This window comes from Lysobacter sp. ESA13C, assembly GCF_019970005.1.
Taxonomy (GTDB): domain Bacteria; phylum Pseudomonadota; class Gammaproteobacteria; order Xanthomonadales; family Xanthomonadaceae; genus Lysobacter; species Lysobacter antibioticus_B.
This window is the reverse complement of record NZ_JAHXYK010000010.1, coordinates 17,407-31,592: the sequence shown is the minus strand read 5'-3', so window position 1 is coordinate 31,592 and position 14,186 is coordinate 17,407. Positions and strand designations below refer to the sequence as shown.

The following is a 14,186-nucleotide window of genomic DNA, read 5'->3' as shown; positions in this document are numbered from 1 at the left end:
GGCTGGGGGCGAGAAGGCGCGAGGATGCGCGAGAATGTGCACATGCTAGCACCGGCCTCCAGGCGCCCCCGATGAAGACTCCACAGCGCGGCCCGCGTCCCGTTTCCGCCGCCTCGCGCAGCGCCGCCCCGACCGGCAAGGTCCGCATCATCGGCGGGCGTTGGCGCGGCACCCGCCTGGCCGTGGCCGATGCGCCGGGCCTGCGCCCGACCTCCGACCGCGTGCGCGAGACCTTGTTCAACTGGCTGATGCCGGTGCTGCCGGGCGCGCGCGTACTCGACCTGTTCGCCGGCAGCGGCGCGCTCGGCCTGGAAGCGCTGTCGCGCGGCGCCGCCTCGGCGGTACTGGTCGAACGCGACCCCGCGCTGGCCGCCGAGCTGCGCGCGCTGACCGCCCGCCTGCAAGGCGGCGAGGCGGCCACCGTCGCGCAGGCCGATGCCCTGGCCTGGCTCGCAGCGCAGCCGCGGGCGGGCGAGGGCGCGCCGGGCTTCGACCTGGCCTTCGTCGACCCGCCGTTCGCGGCCGGTTTGTGGAACACGGTCTGGCCGGTCTTGTTGCCGACGCTGGCGCCTTCGGCCTGGCTGTACGTCGAATCGCCGGCCGATGCGGCGATCGACCTGCCCGGCGACTGGCTGCTGCATCGCGAAGGCGCCACCCGCGAGGTCCGTTACGCCGTGTACCGCCGCCTGGCGTCCTGACCGGGCCCGGCGGGCGGCTGCTACACTGCGCCGCATCCGGCGGGGCGGCCTTCCCGCTCCCCGTCATTCCAGCAGCGAACGACCATCGAATGAGCTCGGCCCGCAACCGAATCGCCGTCTATCCCGGCACGTTCGACCCGATCACCAACGGTCACATCGACCTGGTAGACCGCGCCGCCCCATTGTTCGAACGCATGATCATCGGCGTGGCCGAGAGCCCGGGCAAAGGGCCGGCGCTGCCGCTCAAGACCCGGGTCGAGCTGGCCCGCAAGGCGGTCGCCCACCAGCCCAACGTCGAAGTGCGCGGTTTCGACTCGCTGCTGGCGCATTTCGTCGCCCAGGTCGGCGGCGGCGTGCTGCTGCGCGGGCTGCGCGCGGTGTCCGACTTCGAATACGAATTCCAGCTGGCGAGCATGAACCGGCACCTGATCCCGGAGGTCGAGACTCTGTTCCTGACCCCGGCCGAGCAGTACGGCTTCATCTCGTCCTCGCTGGTGCGCGAAATCGCCCGCCTCGGCGGCGACGTTTCCGGCTTCGTGCCGCCGGCCGTGGTCGACGCGCTGCAGGCCGAGTGGCAACGCAACAAACACTGACCACCAAACAAACATCCAAGGGGCAAACGATGAAAACTTCCTCCCGCCTGCTGCTGATCGCCTGCCTGGCGCTGCCGTTCGTGGCCGCGTGCCAGAAAGAGGAGAAGAAGGAAGCCGCGGCCGAGACCGCCGCGCTGCCGGCGCCGAAGACCAGCGACGAAAACGCCTGGAACGCCTACCTGACCGACGTCGTCCAGCGCAATCTCGACGGCGTCAGCGGCAGCACCTACGTCTACGTGCTGCCGGCGCCGGAAGCGCCGACCTTCCAGGGCGACTACGAGCGCATGCTCGAAAAGGCGCAGACCGACCTGTCGCGCGGCATCCTCGAAGGCAACCTGGTGGCGTTCGGTTCGCCGAACTCGGCCAAGACCGCCGATCTGGTCGTCGCTTCGTTCGCCAAGGTCGAGCCGACCACGATGAAGGGCGTCAAGTTCATCTTCATCGGCGACGCCGCCGACAACGAACGCGTCAAGACCGCGGTGGCGGCATCGTCGGTCAACTACGTGTTCGTCGAAGCCAAGTGATTCAGGCCCGGCCGCTGAGTCGGCCGGGGCGTTCCGGACCGCCCAGCGCGGCCGGAGCCATCGATTCGAGCCGCGCAAGCGGCTCGAATCGTTTGTGGGCGGGGAAATCCGGTCTGGCCCGATCGGCCCGGGCAGTCGGGCCGGGTAGGGCGGCAGGCCGCGGCACATTCGCGGCCATGTCCGCGACACGCAGCGTCCCGGCGCTCGGCTATGCCGGCGGACGCCCAAGCCCTACACTGCGAGCTCCATGCCGGCAATGCGACCCCGCGGCTCGCCGGCGACCAGTGCCCATGTCGCTCAAGATCAACGAACTCTGCGTCAACTGCGACGTCTGCGAGCCAGCCTGCCCGAACCAGGCCATCTCCCAGGGCGAAACGATCTATGTGATCGATCCGGCGCGTTGCACCGAATGCGTCGGGCACTATGACGAACCACAATGCGTGGTCGTTTGTCCGGTCGAATGCATCGACCCGGACCCCAACCACGTCGAAACCGAGCCGCAATTGCTGGACAAGCTGCGGCGTCTACAGCAGGAGTGAACACGATGCGCAAGGCGTTGCGGCTGCGGGCCGGTCTGAAGTCTCCCATCTGCTTGATGGCCACCCTGCTGCTGATCGCCTCGCCCGCGTTGTGCGCCGACGGCGGCGCCCGCGCGCCCGCGCGCGCCGCCGCGACGGCCAGCGCGGCCGCGCATCCGCCCGGCACCGCGATCGCCAGCGCGCATTCGCTGTCGACCCAGGCCGGCCTGGAAATCGTTCGTGCCGGCGGCAATGCCTTCGACGCCGCGATCGCGGTGTCTTCGACCCTGTCGGTGGTCGAGCCGATCAGCTCGGGCATCGGCGGCGGCGGTTTCTTCCTGTTGCACGACGCCAAGCGCAATCGCGACATTTTCGTCGACGCGCGCGAGACCGCGCCGGCCGCGTCCACGCCGGCGGCTTATCTGGACGACAAGGGCGAACTCAACCGCGACCGCGCCACCAACGGCCCCTGGTCGGCCGGCATTCCTGGGCTGCCGGCGGCGCTGGTGCACCTGGCGCAGAACTACGGAAAGCTGCCGCTGAAGACTTCGCTGGCGCCGGCGATCCGCATCGCGCGCGAAGGCTTCGAGGTCTACCCGCGCCTGGAAAAGGGCTACGGCAGCCGCCGTGAAGTGATGGAGCGCTACCGCGGCACGCGCGAGGTGTTCCTCGCCGACGGTTCGCCGCCGAAAGCCGGCGAGACCCTCAAGCAGCCGGATCTGGCGCGCACCCTGGAGCTGCTGGCCGAGAAAGGCTTCGATGGTTTCTATCGCGGCGACGTCGCCGCCAAGCTGTTGGCCTCGGTCAAAGAAGAAGGCGGCCAATGGCGCGCCGAGGAACTGGCCGGTTACAAAGTGCGCGAGCGCGAGCCGCTGCGTTTGAAGTACCGCGGTTGGGACATCGTCACCGCGCCGCCGCCGTCCTCGGGTGGTGTGGCCTTGGCCGAGATTCTGCAGGTGCTGCAGGGCTGGGACCTGTCCAAGCTCGATCCCGCGCACCGCACCCACATCCTCGCCGAAGCCATGCGCCGCGCTTATCGCGACCGCACGATTTATCTGGGCGATCCGGATTTCGTGAAGATGCCGATCAAGCGCCTGACCAGCGCCGATTACGCCGCCGGCCTGCGCGCGACGATCCATCCCGAGAAGGCCACGCCGAGCGATCTGCTGTCGGGCCAGCCGGCGCCGCTGGAAGACGACGAGACCACCCATTTCTCGATCATCGACGGCGACGGCAACCGCGTCTCGGCGACCCAGACGGTGAACCTGCTGTACGGCTCGGGCCTGGTCGCGCCGGGCACCGGCGTGCTGCTCAACAACGAAATGGACGACTTCGCCCTGCGCCCGGCCACGCCGAACGCGTTCGGCGTGATGGGTTTCGAAGCCAACGCACCGGAACCCGGCAAGCGCATGCTCAGTTCGATGACGCCGAGTTTCCTGGAATCGTCCAATCGCGTGGTCGCGGTCGGCGCGCCCGGTGGCAGCCGCATCATCACCCAGGTGTTGCTGGCGATCCTCGCCTACGACGCCGGCCTGCAACCGCAGCAGGTCGCCGCGCAACCGCGCATCCATCACCAGTGGATGCCGGACGCGATCTCGGCCGAAGCCGGCGCGCTCGATGCCGGCACCGTCGCCAAGCTCCAGGCCATGGGCCACAAGGTCAACGCCGGCGAATCGACCTGGGGCAACCTGCAGACGGTGATGTGGGACAAGCGCGCCAACACCTTGTCCGGCGGCACCGATCCGCGCAATCCGGTCGGCCAGGCCGAGGTGCAGCCGAACAAGCCCTGAGGCGGCGTCTGCGAAACGGCCGCCGCGATGGCGCGACGGCGGTGCGGTGCAGTAGATTTCGCGGCATGGACGGCGTCAGCACGAAGCGACAGGGGACAGGGCAGTGAGCGACGACAACGACAAGCGTTGGTATACCCGCGTGCCTGCGATCTCGATCGCGCTGGTCGCTTTCCTCGTGGCCCTGACCACCCTGATCAACAACGTGCGCGAGATCGGCGGGCTCAAGGACAAGCCGACGACACCGGCCGCGCCCTCGCAGCCGGTCGCGACCGCTCCGGTCAAGCCGGCCGCGCCGCAGGCGCCGGCCCGCTACACGGTGCTGCTGACCCTGGAGAAGATCGAAGTCGTCAACGACGGCACCAACGGCAGCACGGCCTGGTCGTTCGACGTCAGCGCCGGCGGCCAGGATCTGTTCGCGCTGCCGTCGCGCGATTACCTGGACAGCGAAGCCGAGCGCATCGTCACGCCGCGTCCGACCGACCCCTCGATCGGGCGGGTGGTGCTGGTGGCCGGGCAGGAAATGCTGGTCAAGATCAACGGACGCTCGTCCGGGCTGATCAGCAAGGCCGCGGTCAGCGGCAGCGCCACCCTGCTGGCCGAGCGGCCCTTGGCGCCGGTGCGCGTGGTCGCCGGCGACGGCCGCGACGGCGAGTTCATTTTCCACTTCGCCACCGTCACCACGCCGCAATGACGGCCGCAGGCGCGGTGGCGGCGCCTGCCCATCATCGGCCGCTGCACAGCGTGAGCGGCGCCTGTCCACGATCCGCGGCTTCGCCGCATTCCGGCCCGATGCCTGCGTTTGCGCAGTAAAATCGAGCCATCCTTCGCCAGTGCCCGTAACGGGCGGTGCAGACATGAAGCTCTGGTCGATCCTCGGCAACTCGCAGAAACTCGATGGCGGCGCGATGTTCGGCAATGCGCCGCGCGCGATGTGGGCCAAGTGGTCGCCGCCCGACGAGCACAACCGCATCGCCCTGGCCTGCCGGGCCCTGCTGGCCAGTCCGCTCAACGGCAAGACCGTGCTGTTCGAGGCCGGCATCGGCGCCTTCTTCGAGCCCAAGCTGCGCGAGCGCTACGGCGTGGTCGAGGACCGCCATGTCCTGCTCGAATCGTTGGCGCGCGCCGGTTTCGCGCCCGAGGACATCGACGTGGTGGTGCTGTCGCATCTGCATTTCGACCATGCCGGCGGCCTGCTGGCGCCGTGGGCCGAAGGCGAGGCGCCGCGCCTGCTGTTTCCGAACGCGTCCTATCTGGTCGGGCGCGAGCACTACGAACGCGCGCTTCACCCGCATGCGCGCGATCGCGCGAGTTTCATTCCCGAGTTGCCGGGGTTGCTCGAAGCCACCGGCAAGCTCGAGCTGGTCGAGGGCGCGCATTCCAGGCTGCTCGGCGACAGCGTGCGTTTCCACTACAGCGACGGCCACACGCCGGGGCTGATGCTGGCCGAGATCGTCGGCCCCGACAGTGTCGGCGGCGAACCGCACGGCGGCGTGGTGTTCTGCGCCGACCTGATTCCCGGACGGCCGTGGGTGCACGTGCCGATCACCATGGGCTACGACCGCAACGCCGAGCTGCTGATCGACGAGAAGAAGAGCTTCCTCAGCGACAAGCTCGCGCGCAACGTGCATTTGTTCTTTACCCACGACCCCGAATGCGCCTTGGCCCAGGTCGTGCGCGACGACAAGGGCAAGTTCGGCACCGCGCACGAAGTCGCCGAACTGCAGGCGCGGACGCTGGCCGCATGGGCTGCGTGAGCGGCCGCCGGCGCCGGGCGGCGCTGGCCGCGTACGCCATCGCCTTGCTGGCGATGTGCGTGTTCGCGGGCACGGCAGTCGCCCAAGCCGAAGACCCGGGCGAACCGCTCGGCGAGCCGCGCAGCGGCAAACGCCTGCTGGATCGCGACTTCGGCGTGGAAACGCGCGAGTTCGGCCTGGATCGTCGGGTCGAGATGTACCAGTGGCGTTCGGTCGGCGAGGGCTATGAGCGGGTCTGGAACGCGGCGCCGATCGATTCCTCGAAGTTCTCGGCCGGGCACGTCAATCCCTCGCGCCTGCCCCTGGAGAACAAGCGCTGGTGGGCGGACGCCGCGACCCTCGACGGCAAACCGATCCGCCCCGACGTGCTGCGCGCGGTCGGCGAGTGGCGTTTGTTCCGTCCGAATTTCAGCCGCCTGCCGGCGAACCTCGCCGCGACCTTTCAGCCGGAAGGCGACGGCCTCGGCAGTGCCGAGAACCCGCTCGACCCGCAGATCGGCGATCTGCGCGTGAGCTGGCGCGAGCTGCGGTTGCCGCCCTTGGAAGGTAAGCTGGAATTGCGCGAAGGCAGTTGGCGTTTGCGCCCCGAAGCCGCCGCGGCGGCCTTGAACGCCGCGCCCGCGCGCGAGCCGAATGCGGCGGCCTCGCTCGACCGCGACGACGGCCGCTGGTCGCCGGCCTGGTTCGCCACCGCGGTGGGGTTCGCCCTGATCTTGCTGTACCGGTTGCGCAAGCGGCGCCAGCGCAAGACGTCTTGAGGGCGCAGCGGCCTTCGCTGCAACGGGCGCTTACGCAGTGCGAGCAGTGCATCGACGGCGATACGCGCCGAGTTGCCCCGGCACGCGTGGCGGGGCGCGATCCCGCTTGCGACAACGCTCAAGCGTAATGCTTGGTCCCGAAGATCTTGTCGCCGGCATCGCCGAGGCCGGGCAGGATGTAGCCGACTTCGTTGAGGCGTTCGTCGACCGAAGCGGTGAAGACTTCGACGTCGGGATGGCGCGCTTCCAGCGCCTTCAGGCCTTCCGGTGCGGCGACCAGGAACAGACCCTTGATGCGCTTGCAGCCGGCGGCCTTGAGCAGGTCGACGGTCGCGATCAGGCTGCCGCCGGTGGCGAGCATCGGGTCGAGGATCAGCGCGGTGCGCTCTTCCATGCGGCCGGTGAGTTTTTCGTAGTAGCCGACCGGTTGCAGGGTCTGCTCGTCGCGCTGCAGGCCGACCACGCCGACCTTGGCTGCCGGGATCAGTTCCAGCACGCCCGGCAGCATGCCCAGGCCGGCGCGCAGGATCGGCACCAGGGTGACCTTGGCGCCCTTGATGCGGCGGGTGACGACCGGCCCGGCCCAGCCTTCGACCACGGCCTCCTCGGTTTCCAGGTCGGCGGTGGCTTCGTAGGTCAGCAGGGTCGCGACTTCCGAGGCCAGTTCGCGGAACGACTTGGTGCTGTTGTCGGCGCGGCGCATCAGGCCGAGCTTGTGCTGCACGAGCGGGTGGCGGACTTCGACGATTTTCATGAGCGGCCTTTATGCGGGTGTTTGCCGGGCGGTCTTGGCCGCAAGCATTGATGGTTGAAGGGCGGGGCGCAAGCGTGGCGCAGGCGGATGCAGGCGTTCGCGCTCACCGCGGTGAAGGAAATGGCGGCGACGCGGGCGTCAAGGTGGCGCTGCTTGCGCTGCGAGCGGGGCGAAGCGAGGTTCCGGCCGCTGGCTTCCGGCGGCCAGCGGGGAGAACTCAGTCTGCGACGGCGTAGAGGTTGTCGCCGTCGGCGATCACCTGGGCGACGAACAGCGAAAATCCGCGGATCTCGGCTGGGTCGGTGAACCGGGCCTCGAGCCGCTTCAGTTCGGCATGCAGATCCGCCAGTTCGCAGGACGAGATCTCGGCGTCGGCGAGGTAGTCGTGCAGCCTGCGCAGCAGCGGATACTCGTGGTGCGGCAGCGCCCGGGCCATCAACTGCTGGTGGAAGGGCAGGTCGATGGCGAACGATTTGCGCGAGGCGGGCGCCTCGCGTTCGTGCCGGGCCTGGATCAGGTCGAGCGCCATGACGGGGCGCAAGTCGGGCCGCGGCGTGGCCGCGGCCGACATGCGTTCGGCCTCAGGCCGTGCGTACGTACTGGATCTCGACGCCGTCGCTGTCGCCGATGGCCGCGCGCAGCACGGTGATCAGCGAGCCCGCATTGAGATGATCGATCTCGATCATGTCGACGGTGGCGTGGTCGATGAAGTAGTTCTGGTCCTTGCTGTCTTCTTCTTCCAGCGCCGCGACGAGGATCTGCAATTCCTCTTCGCTGATCTCGCCGATGTCGGCGCCGGTGTCCTTGTTCGACAAACGAATCATTCCGCGACCTCAGTTGGGATGGACCAAGCCTATCAGGCCGCGACAGCCTGGTGCGCGCGCGGGCCTTCGCGCAGGGCGCGGCCGACCATCGACACCAGCAGTTCGATCTCGTCGCTGCCGATGGTGAAGTTCGGGGTGAAGCGCAGCGAGTTGACGCCGCCATGGATCACGCCGATGCCGCGCTCGCGCAGCCATTCTTCGGTCGAACCGGCGCCATAGCACTTGAACTGCGGGGCGAGTTCGCACGAGAACAGCAGGCCGGTGCCCTGGACCTTGGTGATCAGGCCGCCGAGTTCGCTCTTGAGCTTCTCCAGCTTTTCGATCGCCTCGGCGCCGCGGTTGCGGATATTGGCCTGCAGTTCCGGGGTGACGTGTTCCATCACCGCGACGGCGACGTCGAGGGCGCGCGGGTTGCTGGTCATGGTGTTGCCGTACAGACCCTTGCGGTACAGCGAGGCGGCGCGTTCGCCGACCGCGAGCACCGACAGCGGGTACTGACCGGCGTTGAGCGCCTTGGAATAGGTTTCCATGTCCGGCGCTTCCAGGCCTTCGAAGCCCGGGTAGTCGACGATCGACAGCACGCCGTGGGCGCGCAGGCCGGCCTGGATCGAATCGACCAGCAGCAGCGAACCGTGGTTGCGGGTCAGCTCGCGGGCGGCGGCATAGAACGCCGGCGGCACGCCGCGGCCGGGGTCGCCTTCGCCCATGACCGGCTCCAGGAACATCGCCTCGACGAACCAGCCGTTGCTGTCGGCGTCGGCGAACACCTTCTTGAGCGCGTCGACGTCGTAGGGCTCGACGGTGATGACCGAGTCTTCGTTGCGGAAGCTGGCCAAGTGCTGGATGTAGGCCTTGCGTGAGGAATCCGAGTACAGCGCCGGGCGCTCGGTGCGGCCGTGGAAGCTGCCCTTGACCACGACGCGCTTGATCGCGCGGCCGGCGTGGCGCGCGCCCGGGTCGGTCATCAGCTTGCTGTTGACGTCGGCGATGCGCGCGGCCAGCGACACCGATTCGGAACCGGAGTTGAGGCAGAAGAAACGCTCGTACGGGCACTCGCCGCGGGTGGTGCCGATGGCCCCGCGCAGGGCGCGCTCGAAGCGCAGCTGCGACAGCGACGGGGTCATGATGTTGGCCATCACCTGCGGCTTGGCCATCGCCGCGATCACCGCCGAGGGGGTGTGGCCAAAGCCGAGCATGCCGTAGCCGCCGGAGTCGTGCAGCACCGCGCCCTTCAGGGTGATCACCCAGGGGCCGCGCGCGGTCAGGGCGACATAAGGATTGACGCCGTCGTCGGGATAGAAATTGACGTAGCCGGCCTGGACGGCCTGGATCTGCGCATCCTCGTCGAGGTCGAGCAGGTCGGCGTGCAGGTCGCGGATCAGGGCGTACTCGGCCGCGGCCGCGGCGATGGCTTCGCCGAGTTCGGGGTGGGTCACGGCGAAGCGGGCGACGGTGTCGTCGTCCAGGCCGACGGTGCGGCGTTTGCCGGCATGAGCGCGCAGCGGCGCGAGTTGGCTGAGCAGGTTGTTCATCGTCAATCTCCACAGGCCGGCGATATGCGCGGCCTCTCCGGTTTTCGGCCGAGGCCGAAGGCTTCATCACATGGGAGACCGGTCCGCCTTCATGGCTGGACGCTCGCAGTTGCAGCGGCATTGCCGCCAAGCGCCATCTCTCACACCCATACAACGTAAGGAACAACGAAAGATCGCAGTCGCGGTGCGCGCAAGAATTTTGCGTGGCGCCGCTGCTTCTCGACGATTTTTCGTTTCAATTCAATAATTTATGCGAGTTTATCATGTCCAGGCGTTGCCGATAACCCCCATCGCCCGGCCGGGCTGGCGGGCGGGCGTGACGCTTGTCACCGGCGATGAATGATCTCGCCCACTGCCCCGGCGGGCGCCCGAGGACGACAGTGAGCGCACCTTCCGCAAGCCCGTGGAGCCAGCCGATGAGTGCGATCCACCCCTTCCACGGTGTCGTCGCCGCGACCGTGAAGAGGTCCGCGGGCAGCCCGGTTCCGGCCGCCGTCCAGGCCAGCCTGATGCTGGCCGGCGCGCGGGCCCGGCCTTGGCCGCGTTGCTTGCCCTTGTCGCGATCGCCGGCCGCCCTGGCCGCTGGCGCCGCCGCATCCTCCGATGACCGCGCCGCGGCCATCGCCACCGAATGGAGCAGAACATGAAGATGGAAAAACCGTCCGCGCATACCCAAGCCGTCGGCCTGTTGCTCGGCGCCTTGCTGGGCTCGGGCGCAGCGGTCGCCGCCGATAGCGCGCACGCGCCGGCCGCGACCGCCACGAAGGCGGCATTGCCGGCTGCCTCGTTCGCGATCCGCCAGGTTCGCGTGTTCGACGGCGAGCGCGTGCTGCCCTCGGCGACGGTGCTGGTGCGCGACGGCCTGATCGCCGAGGTCGGCGCGGGCGTGGCGGTGCCGGCGGGTGTGCCGGTGGTCGACGGCAACGGCGCCACTGTGCTGCCCGGCCTGATCGATTCGCACGTCCACAGTTGGGGCGAAGCGCGCAGCGATGCACTGCGTTTCGGCGTGACCACCGAGTTGGACATGTTCAGCGACCACCGAGGCCTGGCGGCGGCGCGCGCCGAACGCGAAAGCCGCGGCAAGACCGGTAAGGCCGATTTGTGGTCGGCCGGAACCCTGGTCACCGCCAAGGGCGGACACGGCACCCAATACGGCATGCCGATCGCGACGCTGGACGATCCGGCGCAGGCGCAGGCCTTCGTCGATGCGCGCATCGCCGAGGGTTCGGATTACATCAAGCTGGTGCTGGAGCCCTTGCTCGACCCCAGCGGCAAGGCGCGCATGAATACCTTGTCGGAGGCCTCGTTGCGCGCCGCGATCAAGGCCGCGCACGCGCGCAAACGCTTGGCGGTGGTGCACGTGTCGCAGGCATCCGATGCCGCCTTGGCGATCGATGCCGGCGCCGACGGCCTGGTCCACATCAACGGCGACCTGATCGACGATCCGAAGCTCGTCGCCGCGATCAAGCAACGCAACGCCTTCGTGGTGCCCACTCTGACGGTGATGTCGTCGGTCTACGGTATCGAGGGCTCCGCACGCAAACGCGTCGCCGGCGATGCGCGCCTGACGCCGTACCTGCGGGCGCAGCAGAAAGACCAACTGGCGGCGAGCTTTCCCAGTGGTTTCTTGACCGAGGCGAAGTTCAAGAACTCCTTGGAGAACGTGCGCCGCCTGCACGAGGCCGGGGTGACTCTGCTCGCCGGCACCGACAGCGGCAATCCCGGCACCACTCACGGCGCCAGCGAACATGGCGAGCTCGAACTGCTGGTGCAGGCCGGCTTGAGCCCGGTGCAGGCCTTGACGGCGGCGACCGCCGCGCCGGCGCGCAGCTTCGGTCTCGACGACCGCGGCCGCATCGCCAGCGGCCTGCGCGCCGACCTGATCCTCGTCGACGGCGACCCGACCACCGACATCACCGCCACCCGTGCGATCCGTTCGATCTGGAAGAACGGCTATCCGGTCGACCGCGCGATCGATACTGCGCTGCCGACGCTCAAGCCGGGCAAGGTCGCCTTGTTCGACGGCGACAAGCCGAGCACGAGCTGGGTCGCCTCCGACGATCGTTATATCGGCGGCAAGTCGAAGTCGCGGCTGGAAGCGGTCGCCGACGGCGGCAAGGCGTCCACGCTCGCGGCCAGGGGCGACGTGGTCGCCAGCATCGCCCAGCCCTGGGGCGGGCTGATGTTCGTGCCGGGTCCGGCGCCGTTGGCGTCGGTCGATGCGCGCGCGGTCCGCGAGCTCAACCTGCGCGTGCGCGGCGACGGCCGAAAACTCACGGTGATGGTGTTCTCCGGCACCGACATGCTCCGTCCGCCGGGCATCCAACAGCTCGCGGTCGGTACGCAGTGGCAGGAGGTGCGGGTACCGCTGACGACGATGGCGGGCGTCGACCTGGCCAACCTGCGCGGCATCGTGCTGGGCGCCGGCGGCGAGCCGGGCCCGTTCGCGTTCGAGATCGAAGCGGTCGAACTCCGTTAAAGTCCGCTACGCCGATGCGGTCCGGACCGGCGCCGGACCGCATCGCCACCGAGGTCTTGCCGACCTGAAGGAGCTCGACCATGCGCTTGCCGCCGCCCACGATGGATGCCCAAGACAACCTGCTCGGTTGGCACCTGGCTTCGTTGCTGTATCTGAGTTTCGTGTTCATCCCGCTGTTCTTCTGGCCGCGGGTGCCGTGGTGGGTGGTGACCGCGGCGGTGACCTCGGTGCTGTTGTTCCTGCCGCTGTATTGGGCCTTCTACCGCAGCGGTTCCAAGCTGCGCCTGTGGTTGCTGCTCGCGGTGGCCTGCATCGGTTATGCGGTGATCCCGTTCGGCGGCGGGGGCGGCACTTACCTGATCTTCGCCTCCGGCATGATCGCCAGCCTGCTGCCGTTGGGGCGCGGCATCGCCTTGGCCGCCGTGCTGTTCGCGCTGCTCGGCGTCGAATTCATGCTGCTGGTGCCGAAGGAAGCGATGCCGCTGTCGACCTTCCTGATCAATCTGCTGGTCGGCGCGATCGTGTTCGCCGGCGTGGTCGCCGCGCGCAACCGCGAACGCCGCCATGCCGAGCTGCGCCTGACCCAGGACGAAGTCAAGCGCCTGGCCAGCCTGGCCGAACGCGAACGCATCGGCCGCGACCTGCACGATTTGCTCGGCCACACTTTGTCGGTGGTGGTGTTGAAATCGCAGCTCGCCGCGCGCCTGCTCGAACACGATACCGCCGCTGCGCACGCCCAGATCAACGAAGTCGAACGGGTCGCGCGCGAAGCCCTGACCCAGGTCCGCGAAGCCGTCGCCGGCATCCGCGCCAACGGCCTGCAGGCCGAACTCGCGGCGGCGCGGCTGGCCCTGCTGAGCGGCGAGATCAGCCTCGACCACAAGCTGGCGACCATCGACATCCCGCTCAACATCGAAGCTGCGCTGGCGCTGGCCTTGCGCGAATCGGTGACCAACGTGATGCGGCATGCGCGGGCGCGCCGGGTCGACGTCGAACTGACCCAGGACCCGCGCGGCGGCATCGTGCTGCGGATCGCCGACGACGGCCGCGGCGGCGTGTCCAGCGAGGGCCACGGCCTGACCGGCATGCGCGAACGCTTGCGCGCGGTCGGCGGCACCGTCGAAATCGAAAGCCCGAACGGCGCCGGCACGCGCCTGAGCCTGCTGGTGCCGCGCGAGGCGTTGGTCGTCGCCCGACGCCTGGCCGCGCCCGCGGCAAACTCCGCGCCGGCGGCGACGCCGGCCCTGCTCGAACGAGGTATCGCATGATCCGTCTGTTGCTCGCCGAAGATCAGGCCCTGGTGCGCGGCGCGCTGGCGGCGCTATTGAACCTGGAACCCGACATCGAGGTGGTCGCCGAAGCCGGCGACGGCGCGGCGGCCTGGGAAGCGGTCAAGCGCGTCCAGCCCGACCTGATCATGACCGACATCGAAATGCCGGGCATGACCGGCATCGACCTGGCCATGCGCGTGCGCGATTCCGGCATGTCGACCCGTGTCGTGATCGTCACCACCTTCGGCCGTGCCGGCTACCTGCGCCGGGCGATGGACGCCGGCGTGCGTGGCTACCTGCTCAAGGACGCCCCGGCCGGGCAACTGGCCGAAGCCCTGCGTCAGGTGCACCGCGGCGGCCGCGCGATCGACCCGCAACTCGCGGTCGCGGCCTGGAGCGACGAAGACCCGCTGACCGAGCGCGAGCGCCAGGTCCTGCGCCTGGCCGGCGAAGGCCTGTCGACCGCCGAGATCGGCGAACGCCTGCACCTGAGCCAGGGCACCGTGCGCAATTACCTGTCCGAAGCGATCGGCAAGCTCGACAGCAGCAACCGCATCGAAGCCTATCGCCGCGCCCGGCAGAACGGCTGGTTGTAAGCGCCCGGCGCCGACTCGTCATAGATTCCGGCCGTCTCGGATCCGAAACCGGGGCCATTCCCAGCCCGAAGTCCAGGCTGTCCCCCCTTTGGAAG

16 protein-coding genes are annotated in these 14,186 nt (G+C 68.9%); 12 read left to right on the top strand and 4 right to left on the bottom strand.

What is annotated here, in order from left to right; all coding sequences use genetic code 11:
- Positions 1-71 precede the first annotated feature (71 nt).
- The 8 genes from rsmD to LC490_RS18475 all read left to right on the top strand — a co-directional run bounded on the left by rsmD (position 72) and on the right by LC490_RS18475 (position 6,635).
- Entirely contained in the window at positions 72-698 is a 627-nt protein-coding gene (gene rsmD, locus LC490_RS18510) for a 16S rRNA (guanine(966)-N(2))-methyltransferase RsmD (protein WP_223621144.1), read from the top strand.
- A gap of 89 nt (positions 699-787) precedes the next feature.
- Positions 788-1,291 carry a pantetheine-phosphate adenylyltransferase gene (coaD, locus tag LC490_RS18505; RefSeq protein ID WP_031372926.1) on the top strand — a complete coding sequence of 168 codons (504 nt, stop codon included), beginning with the start codon at positions 788-790 and terminating at the stop codon, positions 1,289-1,291.
- A 29-nt stretch (positions 1,292-1,320) separates the two neighbouring features.
- On the top strand, positions 1,321-1,815 hold the full coding sequence (locus tag LC490_RS18500; RefSeq protein WP_031372927.1) for a hypothetical protein: 495 nt from the start codon (positions 1,321-1,323) through the stop codon (positions 1,813-1,815).
- A 290-nt stretch (positions 1,816-2,105) separates the two neighbouring features.
- Positions 2,106-2,354, top strand: coding sequence for a YfhL family 4Fe-4S dicluster ferredoxin (locus LC490_RS18495; RefSeq protein ID WP_031372928.1), 249 nt, complete (start codon positions 2,106-2,108; stop codon positions 2,352-2,354).
- Positions 2,355-2,410: 56 nt separating this feature from the next.
- A complete protein-coding gene (gene ggt / locus LC490_RS18490) occupies positions 2,411-4,123 on the top strand; it encodes a gamma-glutamyltransferase (RefSeq protein WP_223621263.1) in 1,713 nt (570 codons plus the stop codon).
- Between the two features lie 103 nt (positions 4,124-4,226).
- Positions 4,227-4,814, top strand: coding sequence for a hypothetical protein (locus LC490_RS18485; protein ID WP_223621143.1), 588 nt, complete (start codon positions 4,227-4,229; stop codon positions 4,812-4,814).
- Between the two features lie 163 nt (positions 4,815-4,977).
- Complete coding sequence (locus tag LC490_RS18480) at positions 4,978-5,877, top strand: MBL fold metallo-hydrolase (RefSeq protein ID WP_031372931.1); 900 nt, start codon at positions 4,978-4,980, stop codon at positions 5,875-5,877.
- Positions 5,874-6,635 carry a TMEM43 family protein gene (locus LC490_RS18475; protein ID WP_161786133.1) on the top strand — a complete coding sequence of 254 codons (762 nt, stop codon included), beginning with the start codon at positions 5,874-5,876 and terminating at the stop codon, positions 6,633-6,635. Before LC490_RS18480 ends, LC490_RS18475 begins: the two co-directional genes overlap by 4 nt.
- Before the next feature lie 118 nt (positions 6,636-6,753).
- Here the strand turns inward: LC490_RS18475 and upp are convergent, their stop codons facing one another.
- The 4 genes from upp to LC490_RS18455 form a co-directional block, all read right to left on the bottom strand.
- A complete protein-coding gene (gene upp, locus LC490_RS18470) occupies positions 6,754-7,389 on the bottom strand; it encodes a uracil phosphoribosyltransferase (RefSeq protein ID WP_057917399.1) in 636 nt (211 codons plus the stop codon).
- A gap of 217 nt (positions 7,390-7,606) precedes the next feature.
- Positions 7,607-7,960 carry a hypothetical protein gene (locus tag LC490_RS18465; protein WP_031372934.1) on the bottom strand — a complete coding sequence of 118 codons (354 nt, stop codon included), beginning with the start codon at positions 7,958-7,960 and terminating at the stop codon, positions 7,607-7,609.
- Positions 7,961-7,970: 10 nt separating this feature from the next.
- A complete protein-coding gene (locus LC490_RS18460) occupies positions 7,971-8,213 on the bottom strand; it encodes a hypothetical protein (RefSeq protein WP_031372935.1) in 243 nt (80 codons plus the stop codon).
- Positions 8,214-8,245: 32 nt separating this feature from the next.
- Positions 8,246-9,745, bottom strand: a complete 1,500-nt coding sequence (locus tag LC490_RS18455) for an aminotransferase class III-fold pyridoxal phosphate-dependent enzyme (RefSeq protein WP_031372936.1) — start codon at positions 9,743-9,745, stop codon at positions 8,246-8,248.
- A gap of 416 nt (positions 9,746-10,161) precedes the next feature.
- Between LC490_RS18455 and LC490_RS18450 the strand changes: the two genes are divergently transcribed.
- The 4 genes from LC490_RS18450 (at position 10,162) to LC490_RS18435 (ending at position 14,091) form a co-directional block, all read left to right on the top strand.
- A complete protein-coding gene (locus LC490_RS18450) occupies positions 10,162-10,392 on the top strand; it encodes a hypothetical protein (protein ID WP_223621142.1) in 231 nt (76 codons plus the stop codon).
- Positions 10,389-12,224 carry a CIA30 family protein gene (locus LC490_RS18445; protein ID WP_223621141.1) on the top strand — a complete coding sequence of 612 codons (1,836 nt, stop codon included), beginning with the start codon at positions 10,389-10,391 and terminating at the stop codon, positions 12,222-12,224. The genes LC490_RS18450 and LC490_RS18445 overlap by 4 nt, the downstream gene beginning before the upstream one ends.
- 80 nt (positions 12,225-12,304) lie before the next feature.
- Complete coding sequence (locus LC490_RS18440) at positions 12,305-13,492, top strand: sensor histidine kinase (RefSeq protein ID WP_081931068.1); 1,188 nt, start codon at positions 12,305-12,307, stop codon at positions 13,490-13,492.
- Positions 13,489-14,091 carry a response regulator transcription factor gene (locus LC490_RS18435; RefSeq protein WP_031372940.1) on the top strand — a complete coding sequence of 201 codons (603 nt, stop codon included), beginning with the start codon at positions 13,489-13,491 and terminating at the stop codon, positions 14,089-14,091. The genes LC490_RS18440 and LC490_RS18435 overlap by 4 nt, the downstream gene beginning before the upstream one ends.
- Positions 14,092-14,186 lie beyond the last annotated feature (95 nt).